The organism is Clostridium sp. AM43-3BH (assembly GCF_003479985.1).
GTDB classification, from domain to species: domain Bacteria; phylum Bacillota; class Clostridia; order Lachnospirales; family Lachnospiraceae; genus Otoolea; species Otoolea fessa.
Map to the genome: position 1 here is coordinate 131,147 of NZ_QUIH01000003.1, position 18,674 is coordinate 149,820.

The 18,674-nt window shown below is 48.7% G+C and carries 17 protein-coding genes; 14 read left to right on the plus strand and 3 right to left on the minus strand.

The features are described 5' to 3' along the window. Window positions 1-5 precede the first annotated feature (5 nt). The 5 genes from gctB to hgdB all read left to right on the plus strand — a co-directional run bounded on the left by gctB (window position 6) and on the right by hgdB (window position 6,586). Window positions 6-815 carry a glutaconate CoA-transferase subunit B gene (gctB, locus tag DW931_RS06295; RefSeq protein ID WP_107000305.1) on the plus strand — a complete coding sequence of 270 codons (810 nt, stop codon included), beginning with the start codon at window positions 6-8 and terminating at the stop codon, window positions 813-815. 145 nt (window positions 816-960) lie between these two features. Continuing rightward, window positions 961-2,727, plus strand: a complete 1,767-nt coding sequence (locus DW931_RS06300) for a carboxyl transferase domain-containing protein (RefSeq protein WP_107000304.1) — start codon at window positions 961-963, stop codon at window positions 2,725-2,727. 436 nt (window positions 2,728-3,163) lie between these two features. Next, window positions 3,164-3,958 carry a (R)-2-hydroxyglutaryl-CoA dehydratase activase HgdC gene (gene hgdC / locus DW931_RS06305; protein WP_107000303.1) on the plus strand — a complete coding sequence of 265 codons (795 nt, stop codon included), beginning with the start codon at window positions 3,164-3,166 and terminating at the stop codon, window positions 3,956-3,958. Window positions 3,959-3,992: 34 nt separating this feature from the next. Next, a complete protein-coding gene (gene hgdA, locus DW931_RS06310; RefSeq protein ID WP_107000302.1) occupies window positions 3,993-5,432 on the plus strand; it encodes a (R)-2-hydroxyglutaryl-CoA dehydratase subunit alpha in 1,440 nt (479 codons plus the stop codon). A gap of 2 nt (window positions 5,433-5,434) precedes the next feature. Next, window positions 5,435-6,586 (plus strand): (R)-2-hydroxyglutaryl-CoA dehydratase subunit beta, encoded by a 1,152-nt coding sequence (hgdB, locus tag DW931_RS06315; protein ID WP_107000301.1) that lies wholly within the window; start codon window positions 5,435-5,437, stop codon window positions 6,584-6,586. Between the two features lie 102 nt (window positions 6,587-6,688). Here hgdB and DW931_RS06320 read toward each other — a convergent pair whose 3' ends face one another. The 3 genes from DW931_RS06320 to DW931_RS06330 are packed head-to-tail and all read right to left on the minus strand — an operon-like array spanning window position 6,689 to window position 8,623. After that, window positions 6,689-7,366 carry a choline-binding protein gene (locus tag DW931_RS06320; RefSeq protein ID WP_118481807.1) on the minus strand — a complete coding sequence of 226 codons (678 nt, stop codon included), beginning with the start codon at window positions 7,364-7,366 and terminating at the stop codon, window positions 6,689-6,691. Between the two features lie 15 nt (window positions 7,367-7,381). Further along, on the minus strand, window positions 7,382-8,146 hold the full coding sequence (locus DW931_RS06325; RefSeq protein ID WP_117796391.1) for an IclR family transcriptional regulator: 765 nt from the start codon (window positions 8,144-8,146) through the stop codon (window positions 7,382-7,384). A gap of 18 nt (window positions 8,147-8,164) precedes the next feature. Further along, complete coding sequence (locus DW931_RS06330; RefSeq protein ID WP_107000298.1) at window positions 8,165-8,623, minus strand: hypothetical protein; 459 nt, start codon at window positions 8,621-8,623, stop codon at window positions 8,165-8,167. A gap of 240 nt (window positions 8,624-8,863) precedes the next feature. Here DW931_RS06330 and DW931_RS06335 point away from each other — a divergent pair, with 240 nt between their 5' ends. The 9 genes from DW931_RS06335 (at window position 8,864) to DW931_RS06375 (ending at window position 18,655) form a co-directional block, all read left to right on the plus strand. After that, a complete protein-coding gene (locus tag DW931_RS06335) occupies window positions 8,864-10,978 on the plus strand; it encodes a diguanylate cyclase (RefSeq protein ID WP_333490942.1) in 2,115 nt (704 codons plus the stop codon). A gap of 12 nt (window positions 10,979-10,990) precedes the next feature. Beyond that, window positions 10,991-11,347, plus strand: coding sequence for an Hpt domain-containing protein (locus DW931_RS06340; protein ID WP_107000297.1), 357 nt, complete (start codon window positions 10,991-10,993; stop codon window positions 11,345-11,347). A 184-nt stretch (window positions 11,348-11,531) separates the two neighbouring features. Further along, window positions 11,532-11,816, plus strand: a complete 285-nt coding sequence (locus tag DW931_RS06345; protein WP_022359940.1) for a co-chaperone GroES — start codon at window positions 11,532-11,534, stop codon at window positions 11,814-11,816. 74 nt (window positions 11,817-11,890) lie between these two features. Further along, on the plus strand, window positions 11,891-13,516 hold the full coding sequence (gene groL, locus DW931_RS06350) for a chaperonin GroEL (RefSeq protein WP_022359939.1): 1,626 nt from the start codon (window positions 11,891-11,893) through the stop codon (window positions 13,514-13,516). A gap of 381 nt (window positions 13,517-13,897) precedes the next feature. Next, window positions 13,898-15,352 carry an IMP dehydrogenase gene (gene guaB / locus DW931_RS06355; RefSeq protein ID WP_022359938.1) on the plus strand — a complete coding sequence of 485 codons (1,455 nt, stop codon included), beginning with the start codon at window positions 13,898-13,900 and terminating at the stop codon, window positions 15,350-15,352. 429 nt (window positions 15,353-15,781) lie between these two features. Further along, window positions 15,782-16,225 carry a transcription antitermination factor NusB gene (gene nusB / locus DW931_RS06360; protein ID WP_107000295.1) on the plus strand — a complete coding sequence of 148 codons (444 nt, stop codon included), beginning with the start codon at window positions 15,782-15,784 and terminating at the stop codon, window positions 16,223-16,225. Between the two features lie 3 nt (window positions 16,226-16,228). Beyond that, the gene (gene xseA, locus DW931_RS06365; RefSeq protein ID WP_022359936.1) at window positions 16,229-17,440 is read left to right on the plus strand and encodes an exodeoxyribonuclease VII large subunit; all 1,212 of its coding nucleotides are present in this window, start codon (window positions 16,229-16,231) and stop codon (window positions 17,438-17,440) included. A gap of 109 nt (window positions 17,441-17,549) precedes the next feature. Then, window positions 17,550-17,759: an exodeoxyribonuclease VII small subunit gene (gene xseB / locus DW931_RS06370; protein WP_107000293.1), complete on the plus strand. Its 210-nt coding sequence runs from the start codon at window positions 17,550-17,552 to the stop codon at window positions 17,757-17,759. 5 nt (window positions 17,760-17,764) lie between these two features. Beyond that, entirely contained in the window at window positions 17,765-18,655 is an 891-nt protein-coding gene (locus DW931_RS06375; RefSeq protein ID WP_117796477.1) for a polyprenyl synthetase family protein, read from the plus strand. Window positions 18,656-18,674 lie beyond the last annotated feature (19 nt).

Genomic DNA, 18,674 nt, shown 5'->3' on the forward strand with positions numbered 1-18,674 from the left:
CTAAAATGGCTGATTATACAAAGTATACAAAGCAGGAAATGCAGGCTTACGCCATCGCAAAAAATATTAAAGAAAATCAGATCGTTATCGTTGGTACCGGTCTTCCGTTAATCGGTGCATCCCTGGCAAAACGTGTTGTTTGCCCGAGCTGCCATCCGATCGTAGAGAGTGGTCTTATGGATTGTTCTCCGATCGAGGTTCCGCGTTCTGTAGGTGACAACCGTTTCATGGCTCACTGTGCAGTACAGTGGCCAAACGTTCGTTTCGTAGGTTTCGAGGCTAATGAGTGGTTACATGATGCTGATCGTATGATCGCATTCATCGGTGGCGCTCAGATCGACCCGTACGGAAACGTTAACTCTACCTGTATCTTTGGTAAGGGTGATTATGTTAAACCTACCACACGTTTCACCGGTTCTGGCGGTGCAAACGGAATCGCTACCTTCTGCAACACCATCATCATGATGCAGCATCAGAAGAGAAGATTCATGGAGCATGTTGACTACATCACAAGCTGTGGCTGGATGGACGGCCCTGGCGGACGTGAGAGAGCAGGTCTTCCGGGCAACCGTGGACCGCAGATGGTAGTTACCGATCTTGGTATCATGAAATTCGACGAAGAAACCAAGAGAATGTACCTGGCTTACTACTATCCATTCTCCTCTCCGGAAATGGTTCAGGAGAACACTGGTTTCGAGATCGATACCTCCAGAGCTCAGCTGATGGAAGGTCCGGATCCGGAGATCATCCGCGTTATTCGTGAAGAGATCGACCCAGGTCAGGCATTCATCAAAGTTCCGAAGGAGACTAAGTAATTAGCCTTCCATAGGGAATCAAGACAGATATCATTTCTGTCGATTAATTAGTTACTGATTGCAGGCGGGACAGGAGACGAACTGTCCCGCAAGCAATTCATTTATAACCATTTTTATTTTTTATTTTATAAGGAGAAAAGAAGACATGAATATGTATTCAATGCCAGGATATTTCCAGAATATGCCTACTGTTGGTAAAGCTCTGGTTAATCCGAATCCGGAAAACGAGCAGGAACTGAAGGCTGTTGAGAACGACATCCATGAGTCCATTAAGCAGGCTCTTGATGCTGGTATCACAACCGAAGAGAAGTTAAACGCACGTGGACAGCTTTCTGCTACACAGCGTATCAACGCCCTGATCGATCCAGGTACATGGTGCCCGTTAAACAGCCTTTACAATCCGGAAGACAACCGTTTCCAGACAACTAACGTTCTGAATGGTCTTGGCCGTGTAAATGGCAAATGGGTTTACATCATCGCTTCTGATAACAAGAAGATGGCTGGTGCTTGGGTTCCGGGACAGGCAGATAACCTGCTCCGTGCTGCAGATACCGCTAAGATGCTGCATCTGCCGTTAGTATACCTGTTAAACTGCTCAGGCGTTGAGTTCCCGAATCAGGACAAAGTATACCCGAACCGTCGTGGTGGTGGTACACCGTTCTTCCGCAACGCTGAGTTAAACCAGCTTGGTGTTCCGGTTATCGTAGGTATCTACGGAACCAACCCGGCAGGTGGTGGTTACCACAGCATTTCCCCGACTATCCTGATCGCTCATAAAGATGCGAACATGGCAGTTGGTGGCGCTGGTATCCTTTCCGGTATGAACCCGAAGGGTTACATCGATGAGGAAGCAGCAGAGCAGATCGTTAACGCTCAGATCGAGAACAGCAAACATCACGTTCCGGCTCCGGGTTCCGTGCCGATCCACTATGATGAGACCGGATTCTTCCGTGAAGTTTACGAGGATGATTTAGGCGTTATCGAGGGAATCAAGAAGTACATCAACTACCTTCCGTGCTTCAACCTGGAGTTCTTCCGTGTTGACAGCCCGAAGGCTCCGCAGCTTCCGGCTGAGGATCTGTACAGCATCATCCCGATGAACCAGAAACGTCCGTACGACATCTACGATGTAATCGGCCGTCTGTTCGATAACAGTGAGTTCTTCGAGTACAAGAAAGGCTACGGTCCGGAGATCGTTGCTGGTCTTGCAAAAGTTAACGGTCTTCTGGTTGGTGTTATCGCTAACGTACAGGGCTTACTCATGAACTATCCGGAGTACAAACAGGGTTCTGTAGGTATCGGTGGTAAGCTGTACCGTCAGGGTCTGATTAAGATGAACGAGTTCGTTACTCTGTGTGCTCGTGATAAGACACCGGTTATCTGGCTGCAGGATACCACAGGTATCGATGTAGGCGATGACGCTGAGAAGGCAGAGCTGCTTGGTTTAGGTCAGTCCCTGATCTACTCTATCGAGAATGCTAAGCTTCCGTCTCTGGAGGTTACTCTTCGTAAGGCAAGTGCTGCTGCTCACTACGTTCTGGGTGGTCCGCAGGGCAACAACACCAACGTATTCTCTATCGGTACAGGTGCTTGCGAGTACTACGTAATGCCGGGTGAGACCGCTGCAAACGCTATGTACTCCAGAAAGCTTGTTAAAGCTAAAAAAGCTGGCGAGCCGCTTCAGCCGATCATCGACAAGATGAACGCTATGATCCAGATGTACACAGACAAATCTCGTCCGAAATATTGTACAAAACAGGGTATGGTTGATGAGATCGTAGATCTGACCGATCTTCGTCCGTACATCCAGGCATTTACCGAGGCTTATTATCAGAATGCTCAGGCTATCTGCCCGATGCATCAGATGCTGGCTCCGAGATCTACTCGTGAGTTCATCAACTACGGTAAATAATTATCAAATTAAAACGGCATTGTGATAGGTGCCGCTAAGATAACATTTTAAAAAGAGAAGGCGCGTAAGTACGCGGCTGACAGTGATAGTGTAAATAGTGATAAGTAACAAATTGATAGTGTGAATAGTGTGAGGCTCTGGCGAAGCGGCTTGTCTGTATGACTGTAAATGAACCGTTTTGCCGGATGCTTGCAGATAAATCGGGCAAAGGAACTGGAACCTTTGCTCGATTTATTGGTATACTCAGGCAGATAAGTAATAAGTAATAGTTTTGTTAAGAATTATTTTATAACATTTTCAAGATTTTACAGCGACTTTTAGTTGATTTTGTGGTATTATGATGGGTGGAGACGATGTGATAGCACGGATCTGCCAAAACATCGTTGAAACAAAAATCAGGCATAGAAAGTCAGTATTGAAAGGAAAAAGATACATCATGAGCGAAATTTTCACTTTAGGTATCGACGTAGGCTCTACAGCTTCCAAATGTATCATCCTGAAGGATGGCAAGGAGATCGTAGGTAAGTCTCTGATTGACGTTGGAGCAGGTACCAGCGGTCCAAGCCGTGCCATCGAGGCAGTTCTGGAAGATGCAGGCCTCAAGAAAGAAGATATGGCATTCACACTGGCTACCGGTTATGGACGTACATCTCTGATGGACGGAATTGCCGATAAGCAGATGAGTGAGCTGTCATGTCATGCAAAGGGCGCTTATTTCCTTTTCCCGAAGGTTCATACCGTAATTGACATCGGCGGTCAGGACGTGAAGGTTCTTCGCGTTGAGGACGGTGTCATGACAAACTTCCAGATGAACGATAAGTGTGCAGCCGGAACCGGAAGATTCCTGGATGTTATGGCTCGCGTTCTCGAAGTTGAGGTAAGTGATCTAGGCCGTCTTGGCGCTATGTCCAAGAAGCAGGTAGGAATCAGTTCCACCTGTACGGTTTTTGCAGAGAGTGAGGTTATAAGCCAGTTGTCGATGGGAACGGATAAATGTGATATCATTGCCGGTATTCATCGTTCAGTGGCTCATCGTGTCACGGGTCTTGCCCACCGAATCGGTGTAGTGCCGGATGTCGTTATGACAGGCGGTGTGGCTCAGAACCAGGGCGTAGTAGATGCGCTTGAGGCTGAGCTTGGCGTAAAGATTTGTACATCCCCGCTGACACAGTATAACGGCGCGCTTGGCGCAGCCCTGATGGCATATCAGGTAGCCAGCCGTCAGAAGTAACTAAGTTAATTTTTAAGAATGGAGGATAATTATTATGGCAAAACAAGTTAGTCCTGGTGTTCTTGCGCTTCGTAAAGTCGTAGATGACGTACACAAAGAGGCGCGTGAGGCCAAAGCAAGAGGCGAGTTAGTTGGATGGTCTTCTTCCAAATTCCCGTGTGAGCTTGCAGCAGCATTTGATTTACACGTTATGTATCCGGAGAACCAGGCAGCTGGTATCGCAGCTAACCGTTACGGTGAGCTGATGTGCCAGGCAGCTGAGGATCTTGGATATGACAACGATATCTGCGGTTACGCTCGTATCAGCCTTGCATATGCAGCTGGTGTACGTGTATCCCGTAAGTATGATCCGGAGACTGGTGAATACATCATCGATCCGAGCACAGGTAAACCATTAAAAGATGCTGACGGCAACGTAGTGATGGGTGAAGACGGAAAACCGAAGAAGGATCCGAAGACTCAGACTCCGTATCTGCAGCTGGACAACCTGCTTGAGATTGAAAAACTCCCGGATGGTCCGGAAAAAGAGAAACGTCTTGAGGCTATTTCTCCGATTCGTCAGATGCGTATTCCGCAGCCGGATTTCGTTCTTTGCTGCAACAACATCTGTAACTGTATGACAAAATGGTATGAGAACATCGCTCGTATGTGTAACATTCCGCTGATCATGATCGATATCCCGTACAACAATACAGTAGAAGTTCATGATGAGAATGTTAAATACGTTCGCGCTCAGTTCGACAAAGCGATCAAACAGCTGGAAGAGCTGACAGGCAAGAAGTTCGACGAGAAGAAGTTCGAGCAGGCTTGTGCAAACGCTAACCGTACCGCTAAGGCTTGGCTGAAAGTCTGTGATTTCCTGCAGTACAAACCGGCTCCATACAGTGGATTTGACCTGTTCAACCACATGGCAGACGTTGTAACTGCACGTGCTACTGTAGCTGCTGGTGATGCTTTTGAATTACTTGCAAAAGACCTGGAAGAGACAGTTAAGAAGGGTGAGACCACAACTCCGTTCCCGGAGAAATACCGTGTTATGTTCGAGGGTATTCCGTGCTGGCCGAAACTGCCGGCTCTGTTCAAACCGCTGAAGACCCACGGTGTAAACGTTACTGCCGTTGTATATGCTCCGGCATTTGGTTTCGTTTACAACAACATCGATGAGATGGCTCGTGCTTACTACAAAGCTCCGAACTCTGTCTGCATCGAGCAGGGTGTTGACTGGCGTGAAGGCATCTGCCGTGATAACAAGGTAGATGGCGTTCTGGTTCACTACAACAGAAGCTGTAAACCGTGGAGTGGTTACATGGCTGAGATGCAGCGTCGCTTTACTGCTGACCTGGGTATCCCGTGTGCTGGTTTCGACGGCGATCAGGCTGACCCGCGTAACTTCAATGCTGCTCAGTACGAGACTCGTGTAGAGGGTCTGGTTGAGGCAATGGAAGCAAATAAGCAGGCAAAGGAGGCTAAATAACCATGAGTGTTAACGCATTATTAGAAGAATTTAAGGTAAAAGCTGCAACTCCGAAGCAGCAGCTTGCTGAATATAAAGCTCAGGGCAAAAAAGTAGTTGGTGTTCTTCCTTACTACGCTCCGGAAGAGCTTGTATATGCCGCTGGTATCGTTCCGATGGGTATGTGGGGTTCCAACACTAAGACCATCAGCCGTGCAAAAGAGTACTGCGCTACTTTCTACTGCACCATCGCTCAGTTAGCTCTGGAGATGCTGCTGGATGGAACTATGGATCAGTTAGACGGTATTATCACACCTACTATCTGTGATACTCTTCGTCCGATGAGCCAGAACTTCCGTGTAGCTATGGGCGACAAGATGAAAGTTATCTTCTTAGCTCATCCGCAGAACCGTTTCGAAGAGTTTGGTCTTCAGTTCTGTATCGATCAGTACAACCATGTAAAAGCTGATCTGGAAGAGATCGCTGGAAGAAAGATTACTGATTCTGACATCCAGGATGCTATCGTTGTATACAACAAGAGCCGTGCAGCTCGCCGTGAGTTCGTAAAACTGGCTAACGAGCACTGTGATGTTATCACACCAACCAAACGTTCCGCAGTTCTGAAGGCATTCTACTTCATGGAGAAGCCGGAATACACTGCAAAGCTGAACGAGCTGAACGCAGAGCTGGCTAAACTTCCTGTCTGTGACTGGAAGGGAACCAAGGTTGTTACCTCCGGTATTATCTGTGATAATCCGAAGCTGCTTTCTATCTTCGAAGAGAACAACATCGCTATCGCTGCAGATGATGTAGCACATGAGACACGTTCCTTCCGTGTAGACGCTCCGGAAGACGAGCTGGATCCGGTTAGAGCACTGGCTAAACAGTTCGCTAACATCGATTACGAAGTACTTCTGTACGATCCGGAATCTGACAAGAACCGTCGTGGTGAGTTCGTAGCTAACATGGTTAAAGAGAGCGGCGCTCAGGGTCTGGTACTGTTTATGCAGCAGTTCTGTGATCCGGAGGAGATGGAGTATCCATACCTGAAGAAAGCTCTGAACGATGCAGGCGTTCCGCACATCAAACTGGGTATCGACCAGCAGATGAGAGACTTCGGTCAGGCAAGCACTGCTATTCAGGCATTCGCTGACGTTCTTGCACTTCAGAAATAATAGAAGATTCGTTTGGGAAACTGAATGATGAGATAGAAACGCCCCCGCAGGAGATTTTCTTGCGGGGGCGTTTGTTTGGTGCGCCTTGCGGCATACATTTATTTATTCCTTAGTGGAGTCAGAAGAACTATTATTTGCAATTTGCTCATCCGTCACAGATCCCTGGCGGTAGCCGCTGCCTGGTTCCTGTTTGGAGTCTTTCTTTGGAGCATCCGGCTTTTTGTCTCCGGAAGTAGAAGAGGTTTCTTTGGACGGACCGGAGCTTCTGGAATTGCTGTGGCTGCCGGAGCTTCCGTTGGAACTGCTGCTATCATCGCTGGAAGAATCTTCGGATGAGCCGGTGCTGGAGTCAGAGCTTCCGGAATCTGGCGTCCTGCTGGAGCTGGTGGCTGTTTTTTTCGTCTTTTTGGAGGAGCTGTTCTGGAAATCGTCCCAGCTTTCGTTATCGAATTCATCGGAAGCCGCGGTCTGGCGGCTCTGAGCGATGCCGTTTACCGTCCAGGCGCCGTCTGCGTTTACAGTGTAGCCGTCCGGCGTCGTGGTGGAGGTTAGAAGCCAGCCTTCGGCGTCGAAATAGTAGCATTCGCTGACGCCGTCCTGGTTGCCGTCGATCCAGCGCCAGCCATTTGCCGCCCAGGTGTTGTCACCGTTGTCGTACCACCAGCGGGCAGCATTGTCACCAGCTCCATTTTTCCAGCTTCCTGCCATCGCCGGGAAAGCGGCGGAGAGGGAGAGAAGACCGGTTGTTAAGCCTGCTAAAAATAAGCGTTTATTAATCATAAAGTGAAATCTCCTTTATTTCTCCTGCTTAAATGTATGTCCCATATAATAGGACAATTCTGCCGCACTGTGGCGGACCTGATCCTGCAGGTGCAGAAGATGTGTGTCATCTTCAATACGGGAATACGGTGCGATGATTCCGACCGAAGCGGAAATGCGTCCGTCAATACCGTAAATGGGAGCACCGATCCCGACTGCATCCGGGACGTATTCGCCGTGGGAAACGGCAATGCCCTTCTCACGGATGGTGCGGAGTTCTTCGGCCAATTCTGCGGGATCCGCCTTTGGAAATGCCTCAGGACGGTTTAAGCGTGTGTCCAGATAGCGGCGGATGTATTCGTCGCTCTGGAAAGCCAGAAGCGCTTTGCGGATCGCACCGCAGTGCAGATCCATCTCATAGCCAAATTCTTCGACGACCTTGAGGTGGTTCGGACCGTCCGTTTTGTCAAGTACCAGTCCCTTGTCGCCAACCTGGATGATCAGATAGGAATCCTCACGGGTACAGTAGGAGAGGTTCTTGAGAATCGGAAGCGCCGCATCCTGAATCCGCACATTGTCAGCCGCCGCCCGACCGAGAGAGATGAGGGCGGGACCAAGCTGGTAGGTGTGCGCGTGTTCATCGCGGATCACGTATTTTTTTTCACAAAATGTCTGCAAAATCCGGTGGATTGTGCTGGGCGGAAGCCCGGTTGATTCGGAAAGTTCTGCGATGGAATATTTGTGGTTGGCTTCTTTTAAAAGTTCCAGAAGTTCCATCGCGCGGAGAAGACTTTGTATCATGCAAAGAATCCTCCTGTGTTATTCTGTGATTTCCTCAACCGTCACGGTTGTGCTGTCATCCGGGGCTGCGTCGGAATCTTCTTTCTCGGAAGAAGATTCGCCGTCCTCGGAAACCGGAGCATCTGCGCGGACGGTTTCTGTTTTGACTGGTTCTTCGGAAGAGACATCTGCATCAGCCGGAGCTTTTTCGCTTTCCTCAGAATGTTCAGAAGTTTCCTCTGGAGTCTCAGCCGGAGCTTCCTTTTTCTCCGGATTTAAGGAAACATAGCTGCGTTCGGAGGCAGCTGTATCAGAAGCCTTGGAAGCTTCTTTATCGCCGGCATCGTCAAAATCATCGAAATCATCTTCAAAGTCGTGGAAATCCTCATCCAGTTCCTTGTGGAATGATTTATACTGTAAGACGTAAGAAACACCAGCTGCTGCAGCGCCGACGATAGCTGCCAGTGTCAGTAATTTACCAAAATGTTTTTTTGCCATGGTTGATACTCCTCTCTATACGATTCAATATCCTTATTGTAATACGAAACGCCTAAAAAATAAAGGGAATCTTTTGTGAACAACGGGAAGTGTGTGAATCACGTGTTACGGGGTACGTATGCGTGAACAGTAACACAGGGGCGGTAATTATGTACAGGAAGCATGAGAAAAATGCTTGTTGTCATACCGGAAATCATGTAGAATAAAATTATATATTTGCTAGGTGGTGATAAAAATAAAATGATGAATTTGAATACAAAGATGACGGCGCAGGAATTGGAACAAATGATTGCACAGATGGAAAGGATATTTACGGTTGTACGTATTTTAGATAAAGATCTACTCCATAAGATGGACGTGAGGAACGGGGAACTCCGATCCGAGGACTGCAAATGCTATTCGTTCTGGGAAAAAGGAAAGAATTGTGAGAATTGTGCGGCACAGCGCGCGCTTGCGATGAAGGGACAGTGCATGAAGCTTGAATTTATCGGTCTGAAGATGTATCAGGTCATCGCGAAGTATCTGGAGGTGGATGGAGTTCCCTGTGTGGTGGAGATGATTTCCTGTCTGGATGATGAGACACTTCTTGACGCAGAGGGAAGAGAAGCACTCGTTAAGAAATTTGCACACTACAGGCGCGAGCTGTATGCGGATGCACTGACGAGGAGCTACAGCCGGAGATATTTTGAAGATCAGTTAAAAGAGCAGCGGATGGATGCCGGTATCGCGATGCTCGATCTGGATGATTTTAAGACCTACAATGATATATATGGGCATGTGGCGGGCGATAAAGTGCTGGTGACGGTGTCGGCGGCGATTATAAGCTGTATCCGTAAGACGGACCGCTTGGTGCGTTATGGCGGGGATGAATTCCTGCTTGTGATGCCGGGCATCAGTCTGGAGGCATTTGTTGAGAAGCTGCATCGGATACAGGATCTGATCTGCAACATGAGTGTTGAAGGATATCCGCAACTGAAATTGTCAGTCAGCATCGGCGGTACGCTGACGAACGGGGAGACAGTCGGGAAGGCGATGTGCCGGGCGGACGAATTTATGTATCAGGCGAAGACCTCCAAGAACATGATTGTGACTGAGAAAGATGGACAGTGGACACCGGAGGAGATCGTGGTAGCCGGGCGGCGCAATGCGAGTCGTTACCGCATTTTGATCGTGGACGATTCGGAGATGAACCGTATGATTCTCTCAGAAATGCTGAAAGGCGAATTCGAGATTCTGGAGGCAGAAAATGGTTCAGCATGTCTCGACATGCTGAACCGTTATGAGACGAAGATTTCCCTGATTCTTCTCGATATCGTCATGCCGGGGATGAACGGCTTCGGGGTTCTGGAATACATGAACCGCAACAACCTGATCGGGGATATCCCGGTTATCATGATTTCGGGCGAAGATTCGGGCGAGGTTATCAAGCAGGCGTATGAGTGGGGAGTTTCTGATTATATCAAGCGCCCGTTCGATATGGAGGTTGTACACCGGCGTGTCTTAAATACGATCAAATTGTATGCGAAACAGCGCCGCCTGGTGGCAATGGTGACGAACCAGGTTTTTGAGAAAGAGAAGAATAGCCGGATGCTGATCAGTGTTCTGAGCGAGATCGTGGAATTTCGAAATGGCGAGAGCGGTATGCACGTACTCAATATTAATATATTGACGACGATGATTCTGGAACAGCTCGTCAAGAAGACGGACAAATATCCCTTGTCCTGGTCGAACCGGATGCTGATCAGCACGGCATCATCCCTGCATGACATCGGAAAGATCGGAATTGACGAGAAGATTTTGAATAAACCGGGTCGTCTGACGCCGGAGGAGCGTAAGATCATGGAAAAACATACAGTGATCGGTGCGGACATGCTTGCGAATCTTCAGATGTATGAGGATGAGCCGCTGATGAAAGTGGCGTACCAGATCTGCCGTTGGCACCATGAGCGCTATGATGGAAAAGGATATCCAGATGGTCTAAAAGGGGAGGAGATCCCGATCTCAGCGCAGGTGGTGGCGCTGGCGGATGTGTATGATGCGCTGACAAGTGAGCGCGTCTATAAAAAGGCTTATTCTCATGAGGAGGCGGTGCAGATGATCTGCAACGGAGAGTGTGGTACATTTAACCCGCTCCTGCTTGAGTGCCTGTGTGAGATTCAGGATCCTATTAAAAAGGAGCTGCAGGAGGCAGCATACCGGAGTGAGATGAGTGATCCGGAGCGAAAAAATAAGAAATTTGAACATTATGACAATTCACAGAAGAAGTTTTTCGGCGCGGTGACGCAGGCGATTGAAAAAGAGTATGGAACTGCGGGCGAGGAGCTGAGCCGTATGAAAACTGAGGAAGAGAAATAACAGGAGGCTGTCATGACAATTCAGGAATGCTACAAAGAAATGGGCGGGGATTTTGAAGGAGTTCAGAAACGCTTTGGAGGTGTGGCGCTGGTGGAAAAATTTGCCATCAAGTTTCTGAGCGATTCCAGCTTTCAGGATCTGGAGGATGGATTAAAAGAAAAGGATGCGGAGAAAGCATTCCGCGCGGCACATACCCTGAAAGGAATCTGTCTGAACCTGGGCTTTGATGCCTTCTATGAGGTAAGCGCAGCGCTGACCGAAAAACTGAGAGGCAGAGAACTGACCGGATACGAGGCGGATTTTGCATCGGTAAAAGAGTGTTATGAGAAAACGGTTGCGGCGATTAAGGCATTTGAGGAGAGCAATTAATAGAACGGGGAGAAATGGAATATTTCAGTTCTCCCCGTAAAATTTACTAAAATTTTAGCACTCAACACTTGACGGTGCTAACAGAACGTGTTATAACATACTTCGTAAGAAGAAGATACATATCTGATTACGAAAGAAAAGCAATCAGATGGAATAAATTTGGATGGATAAGGAGGAGCCAATAATGAAGTTAACACCATTATTTGACAGAGTTGTATTAAAGCAGTTAGTTGCAGAGGAGACGACCAAATCAGGTATCGTTCTTCCGGGTCAGGCAAAAGAGAAACCGCAGCAGGCAGAGGTAATCGCGGTTGGTCCTGGCGGAGTGGTAGATGGAAAAGAAATCACGATGCAGGTAAAGGTTGGCGATAAAGTTATCTATTCGAAATACTCAGGCACAGAAGTTGAGCTGGACAATGAGAAATATGTCATTGTAAAACAGAATGATATTCTGGCTGTTATCGGTTAATCGATGGGCAGGATGTCTGGAAGACAGATGCTGATCGGAACGTTTATTCAAGAAAATTATGGAGGTTGATAACCATGGCAAAGGAAATTAAATATGGCGTAGAAGCCAGAAAAGCCCTGGAAGCGGGCGTAAATCAGTTAGCAGATACCGTAAGAGTTACATTAGGACCGAAAGGCAGAAACGTAGTTCTGGATAAATCCTTCGGCGCTCCGCTCATTACCAACGATGGTGTGACCATTGCGAAGGAGATCGAGCTGGCAGACCCGTTTGAGAACATGGGCGCACAGCTGGTGAAGGAAGTAGCAACCAAGACCAACGATGCAGCTGGTGATGGTACTACAACCGCAACCGTTCTGGCCCAGGCGATGATCAACGAAGGTATGAAGAACCTGGCAGCAGGTGCTAACCCGATCATTATGAGAAAGGGTATGAAGAAAGCCACAGATGCAGCCGTAGAGGCAATCAAAGGCATGAAGAAGGACGTTAAGAGCCAGGCAGATATCGCAAGAGTCGCTGCTATCTCTTCCGCTGATGAGGAAGTAGGCCAGATGGTAGCAGACGCGATGGAGAAGGTTTCCAAAGACGGCGTTATTACCATTGAAGAGTCCAAGACTATGAAGACTGAGCTTGATCTGGTAGAAGGCATGCAGTTTGACCGTGGCTATGTATCTGCATACATGGCAACTGATATGGAGAAGATGGAAGCCGTTCTGGACGATCCGTACATCTTAATTACCGATAAGAAGATCTCCAACATTCAGGAGATTCTGCCGCTGCTGGAACAGCTGGTACAGTCTGGTTCCAAGCTGCTCATCATCGCTGAGGACATTGAGGGTGAGGCGCTGACCACCCTGATTGTCAATAAGCTGAGAGGTACTTTCACCGTTGTTGGTGTGAAGGCTCCGGGTTACGGCGATAGAAGAAAAGAAATGTTAAAGGATATTGCAATCCTGACTGGCGGTACTGTTATTTCCGAGGAACTGGGACTTGAATTAAAGGATACCACCATGGATCAGCTTGGTCGTGCGAAATCCGTTAAAGTTCAGAAAGAGAACACCATCATCGTAGATGGCTGCGGCGATAAGAAAGCCATCGCAGACCGTGTGGCTCAGATTAAGGCTCAGATTGAGGAAACCACTTCTGATTTTGACCGTGAGAAACTGCAGGAGAGACTGGCTAAGATGGCTGGCGGCGTAGCCGTTATCCGTGTTGGTGCAGCGACCGAGGCTGAGATGAAGGAAGCTAAGATGCGTATGGAAGATGCCCTGTCCGCAGCAAAGGCAGCTGTTGAGGAAGGCATCATCGCAGGCGGCGGATCTGCATATGTTCACGCAGCAGCAGAAGTTCAGAAGGTAGTAGACGGACTGGAAGGCGACGAGAAGACCGGCGGCCGTATCGTCCTGAAAGCTCTGGAAGCTCCGCTGTTCCACATCGCAGCAAACGCAGGTCTGGAAGGCTCTGTTATCATCAACAAGGTAAAAGAGTCCCCGGTAGGCGTAGGTTACGATGCTTACAATGAGGAATACGTAGATATGGTAGAAGCAGGCATCCTGGATCCGGCAAAGGTAACCAGAAGTGCCCTGCAGAACGCAACCAGCGTTGCATCTACCCTGCTTACAACCGAGTCTGCAGTTGCCAACATCAAAGAAGATGCACCGGCAGGTCCGGCAGCAGGCGCTGGCATGGGCGGCATGATGTAAGTAAGAGAGCCGGAAAATGGCGGAAGATGTTACATCAGAGATGCAGTATCGAATGTAGAAAATAAAAATGGTAATTTATAGAAAGAATCTCTGACAGGCAGCTGCCAGGGGAGAGAAGGACTGCTATGCGAAGGTGTGGCAGTCCTTCTTTTTTGGTGAAAAAATTGGCAAGGAAATGAGGCTAAGGATGACTGCATTATTAATACTTATCTGATTGGTATTATTTATAAGATACACTAATTAAATGGCGTAAGTAAATTCTATCGTCAACCCCTTTATTCTCCGGTTGACATATTTCAAAAAACTTGCTAAAATCAATTATTAACATCAGACAGTTTTCAATGTCCAGTGTTTAAAATTTACGAAAGTGAGGGTAATATAATGGGTAAGATTATTGGCGATGGCATTACATTTGATGATGTCCTGCTTGTGCCGTCCTATTCTGAGGTTATTCCGAATCAGGTAAACTTGACGACACATCTGACCAAGAAGATTCAGCTGAACATCCCCCTGATGAGTGCCGGCATGGATACGGTTACAGAGCACCGCATGGCGATTGCAATGGCAAGACAGGGTGGAATTGGTATTATTCACAAGAACATGTCGATCGAGGCGCAGGCTGAGGAGGTCGATAAAGTAAAACGTTCTGAGAATGGTGTAATCACTGACCCGTTTTATTTATCCCCAGAGCATACATTAAAGGATGCGGATGAGCTGATGGGCAAGTTCCGGATTTCCGGTGTTCCGATCACAGAGGGAAGAAAACTGGTTGGTATTATCACAAACCGTGACCTCAAGTTCGAGGAAGATTTCTCCAAGAAGATTAAAGAGTGCATGACTTCTGAGCATCTGGTTACCGCTCCGGAGGGCATCACCCTGACGGAGGCAAAGAAGATTCTTGCCAAGGCACGTGTCGAGAAGCTTCCGATCGTGGACAAGGATTTTAACCTCAAGGGTCTTATTACTATCAAGGATATTGAGAAACAGATCAAGTATCCGTTCTCTGCAAAGGATGCACAGGGACGTCTGCTCTGCGGTGCGGCAGTAGGTATCACTGCAAACGTGCTGGATCGTGTGGAAGCCTTGGTGAAAGCAAAAGTAGACGTAGTTGTTCTCGACTCTGCACATGGACATTCTGAGAATGTTCTTCACTGTGTCAGAATGATCAAGGAAGCATATCCGGATCTGCAGGTAATAGCAGGTAACGTAGCGACCGGAGAGGCAACAAAAGCTCTCATCGAGGCAGGCGTTGACGCGGTCAAGGTTGGTATCGGACCGGGTTCCATCTGTACGACCCGTGTTGTAGCAGGTATCGGCGTTCCGCAGATCACCGCTGTTATGGACTGCTACGCAGTTGCCAAAGAGTACGGCATTCCGATCATCGCAGACGGCGGTATCAAGTATTCTGGCGATCTGACGAAGGCGATCGCAGCAGGCGGCAGCGTCTGCATGATGGGTTCCATGTTTGCAGGATGCGATGAGAGCCCGGGAACTTTTGAGCTGTACCAGGGAAGAAAATACAAAGTATACCGCGGCATGGGTTCCATCGCAGCGATGGAGAACGGCAGCAAGGATCGTTACTTCCAGAGCGATGCGAAGAAACTCGTTCCGGAGGGTGTAGAAGGACGTGTTGCATACAAGGGAATGGTAGAAGATACCGTATTCCAGATGCTCGGCGGTCTGCGTGCTGGTATGGGTTACTGCGGCGCATCGGATATTCCGACTCTTCAGGAGACCGGACGTTTCATCAAGATTTCCGCAGCATCCTTAAAAGAGAGCCATCCGCATGATATCCACATCACAAAAGAGGCTCCGAACTACAGCGTGGATGAATAAAAATTGGATAGCATAAGCAATCGATAAGATTGTAAACGATATAAAAGCGGCGTTTCTGCTTCAGCAGGGATGCCGCTTTTTTGGCGGGTTACTGTTCACGCATACGTGTCCAGTGACGGAATTTGCCGTGGCTTCGCATTTAAATACGGCAAATTCCTGTTGCCACCACGTTTTCTTACGGCACTTTCGGTTCCAAAAGTGCCTACCCGTGAACAGTAACTTTGGCGGATTCTTTTTCTCAAACTCTTGTGAAAAAACCGGGGATACGGTATAATGATACATTAGAATAGTAGAAATATAACAATTATGCAGGAAAGACTGTGGATATTCAGAAAACGATTGCAGCGGATTACGAAAGGGATATTTGCGATACCGAGGCAGCAAATCGGGCGTATCAGACGGATAGAAACAGGTAACAGGAGGATTAGTATGACCAGAAGAGAACTGAGAGAACATTGCTTTAAGCTGCTTTTCTGTGCGGATTTTTACCCGACGGATGAGATGCAGGAGCAGGTGGATGTATATTTTACAGAGCCGAAAGAGGAGGACGATGTTCCGAGCGGAATCGGCGATATCATCCATAATCCGATGTTAGACACCTTTGACGGCGGATACGTAAAGAGCAAGGTTGAGAAGATTCTGGATGTGCTTCCGGAGCTTGACAAGGCAATCGATGGGGTTGCACAGGGATGGACTACCCGCCGTATGGGCAAGGTGGAACTGACGATCCTGCGCCTGGCATTATACGAGATCAAGCACGATGACGATGTACCGGAGAAGGTAGCGATCAATGAGGCGGTCGAGCTGGCGAAGAAGTTCGGCGGCGATGATTCACCGGCATTTATCAACGGCATTTTAGCGAAGCTGGTATAAGCGATGGCTGGCGTATATTCGGTTTCGCAGGTTAATGCATACATTAAGAATATGTTCGCACAGGACTTTGCCCTGAACCGGATTTCGGTCAAGGGCGAGGTTTCTAACTGCAAATATCATACGTCCGGTCATATTTATTTTACCTTGAAAGACGGTCTGGGAGCGATGCAGGCAGTTATGTTTGCCAGTAGGCGGAAGGGACTTACGTTCCGTCTGGAAGAAGGACAGCAGGTGGTCGTCAAGGGCAGTATCGAAGTGTATGAGCGGGATGGAAGATACCAGCTCTATGCCAGCGAGATCACGCTGGACGGCACGGGCGATTTATTCCGGCGCTTTGAAAAACTGAGAAATGAATTAGAAGAAATGGGGATGTTTTCCCCGGAATATAAAACGCCGATCCCAAAGTATGCAAAAACGGTCGGTATCGTGACGGCTAGCACCGGCGCAGCAATCCGGGATATTATCAATATCTCGGGACGGCGGAACCCTTACGTGCAGCTTGTCCTCTGCCCGGCACTGGTGCAGGGAGCAGGGGCAGCGCCGAGTATCGTGCGGGCGATCCAGACCCTGGATGCGCTGCATCTGGATGTGCTGATCGTCGGGCGCGGAGGAGGTTCGATTGAGGATCTGTGGGCGTTCAATGAGGAGAGTGTGGCGCGGGCGATTTTTGCGTGCCGGACGCCGGTAATCTCGGCGGTCGGGCATGAGACAGACGTTACGATCGCGGACTATGTGGCGGATCTGCGTGCCCCGACTCCTTCGGCGGCGGCAGAACTGGCGGTTTTTGATTACCACCTGTTTGAGCAGCAGTGCATAGCGGCGGCACAGCAGATGACGAAGCGGATGGAGCAGAAGGCGGAGCAGTATGCCTATCGTCTGGAGCAGTTTCGTCTGCGCCTGCAGCTTCACAGTCCGCAGAGCCAGTTAAATGAGAGACGGCAGTATCTGGAAGATGCGAGAGTTAAGATGGCGCGCCAGATGGAGAAAAAGGTGTCCGATCTGCGCCATCGTCTGGAACTGGTGTGCAGCCGGATGGATGGTCTCTCCCCGTTAAAAAAGATAAGCGGCGGATATGGGTTCGTGACGGATGCAGATGGAAAACGTGTGGAGACAGTGACAGGATTGCAAGCTGGGGATACTCTGACCGTCCGTCTGCCAGATGGACGCGTGGAGGCAGAGATCCGGGAGGTTTATCAGGAAAACCTGCCTGGGTAAAAAAGTGGTTCATTGTGTTGCGTGTGAATCATAACAGAGAGATTTGAGAACACGTTTTCTTTCAGGAAAGATTCCGAGAGTATATTAGATAAAACAGGAGGCAGGATCGATGGAAGAAAATAAGGAAGAACTTTCGATCGAGGAAATGTTTGACCGTCTGGATGGCATTATGCGGACGCTGGAGGACAGCCGCAGCACGCTGGAAGAATCGTTTGCGTCGTATGAGGCGGGAATGCGTCTGGTCCGCGCCTGCAGTGAAAAGATAGATAAGGTTGAAAAACAGATTATGGTCGTAAACGGCGAGGAGACGGAGGCGTGACAGAGATGGAAAATGCAAAGGAACGGCTGGCACAGGCAGTCAAAGAAGCGGAAGAGATTGTATATTCTTATCTTCCGGCAGAGGAAGGGCATCAGAAAACGATCTTTGAAGCGATGAATTACAGTGTGAAGGCAGGCGGCAAACGCCTTCGTCCGATTCTAATGCGTGAGGTATACCGTCTGTTTGGCGGTCAGGGAAAAGAGATTGAGCCGCTGATGGCGGCGATCGAGATGATTCATACATCTTCCCTGATTCATGACGATCTTCCATGTATGGACAATGACGAGTACCGCCGTGGCAAAAAGACGACCTGGGTTGCATATGGGTATGATATGGCAGTTCTGGCGGGAGATGCCCTTCTGATCTACGCGATCGAGACGGCGGCAAAGGCATTTGCGATGACGCCGGATGCGGCAAAGGTGGGACGTTGTATCCAGATTTTATCCGAAAAAACGGGTATTTACGGCATGATCGGCGGTCAGACGGTGGATGTGGAACTGACGAATCAGCCGATTCCGAAGGATAAGCTGGATTTTATCTACCGTTTAAAGACGGGAGCACTTTTGGAGGCGTCGATGGTGATCGGAGCCGTGATGGCGGGCGCGAGCGAAGCTGAGTGCGGGACAGTAGAGCGTATGGCGGCGGCGATCGGTCTGGCGTTCCAGATCCAGGATGATATTCTCGACGTTACCAGCAGCCAGGAGGTGCTTGGAAAACCGGTTCTGAGCGATGAGAAAAACAATAAAACCACTTATGTGACATTGGAGGGAATCGAGAAATCGAAGCATGATGTCAAACAGCTTTCGGAGACGGCGGTTGATATCCTCTATTCCCTGCCTGGAAAGAATGAATTCCTCGAAGAGCTGATCGAGATGCTGGTCAGCCGTGAAAAATAAAAAATCCAATCGAAGACCG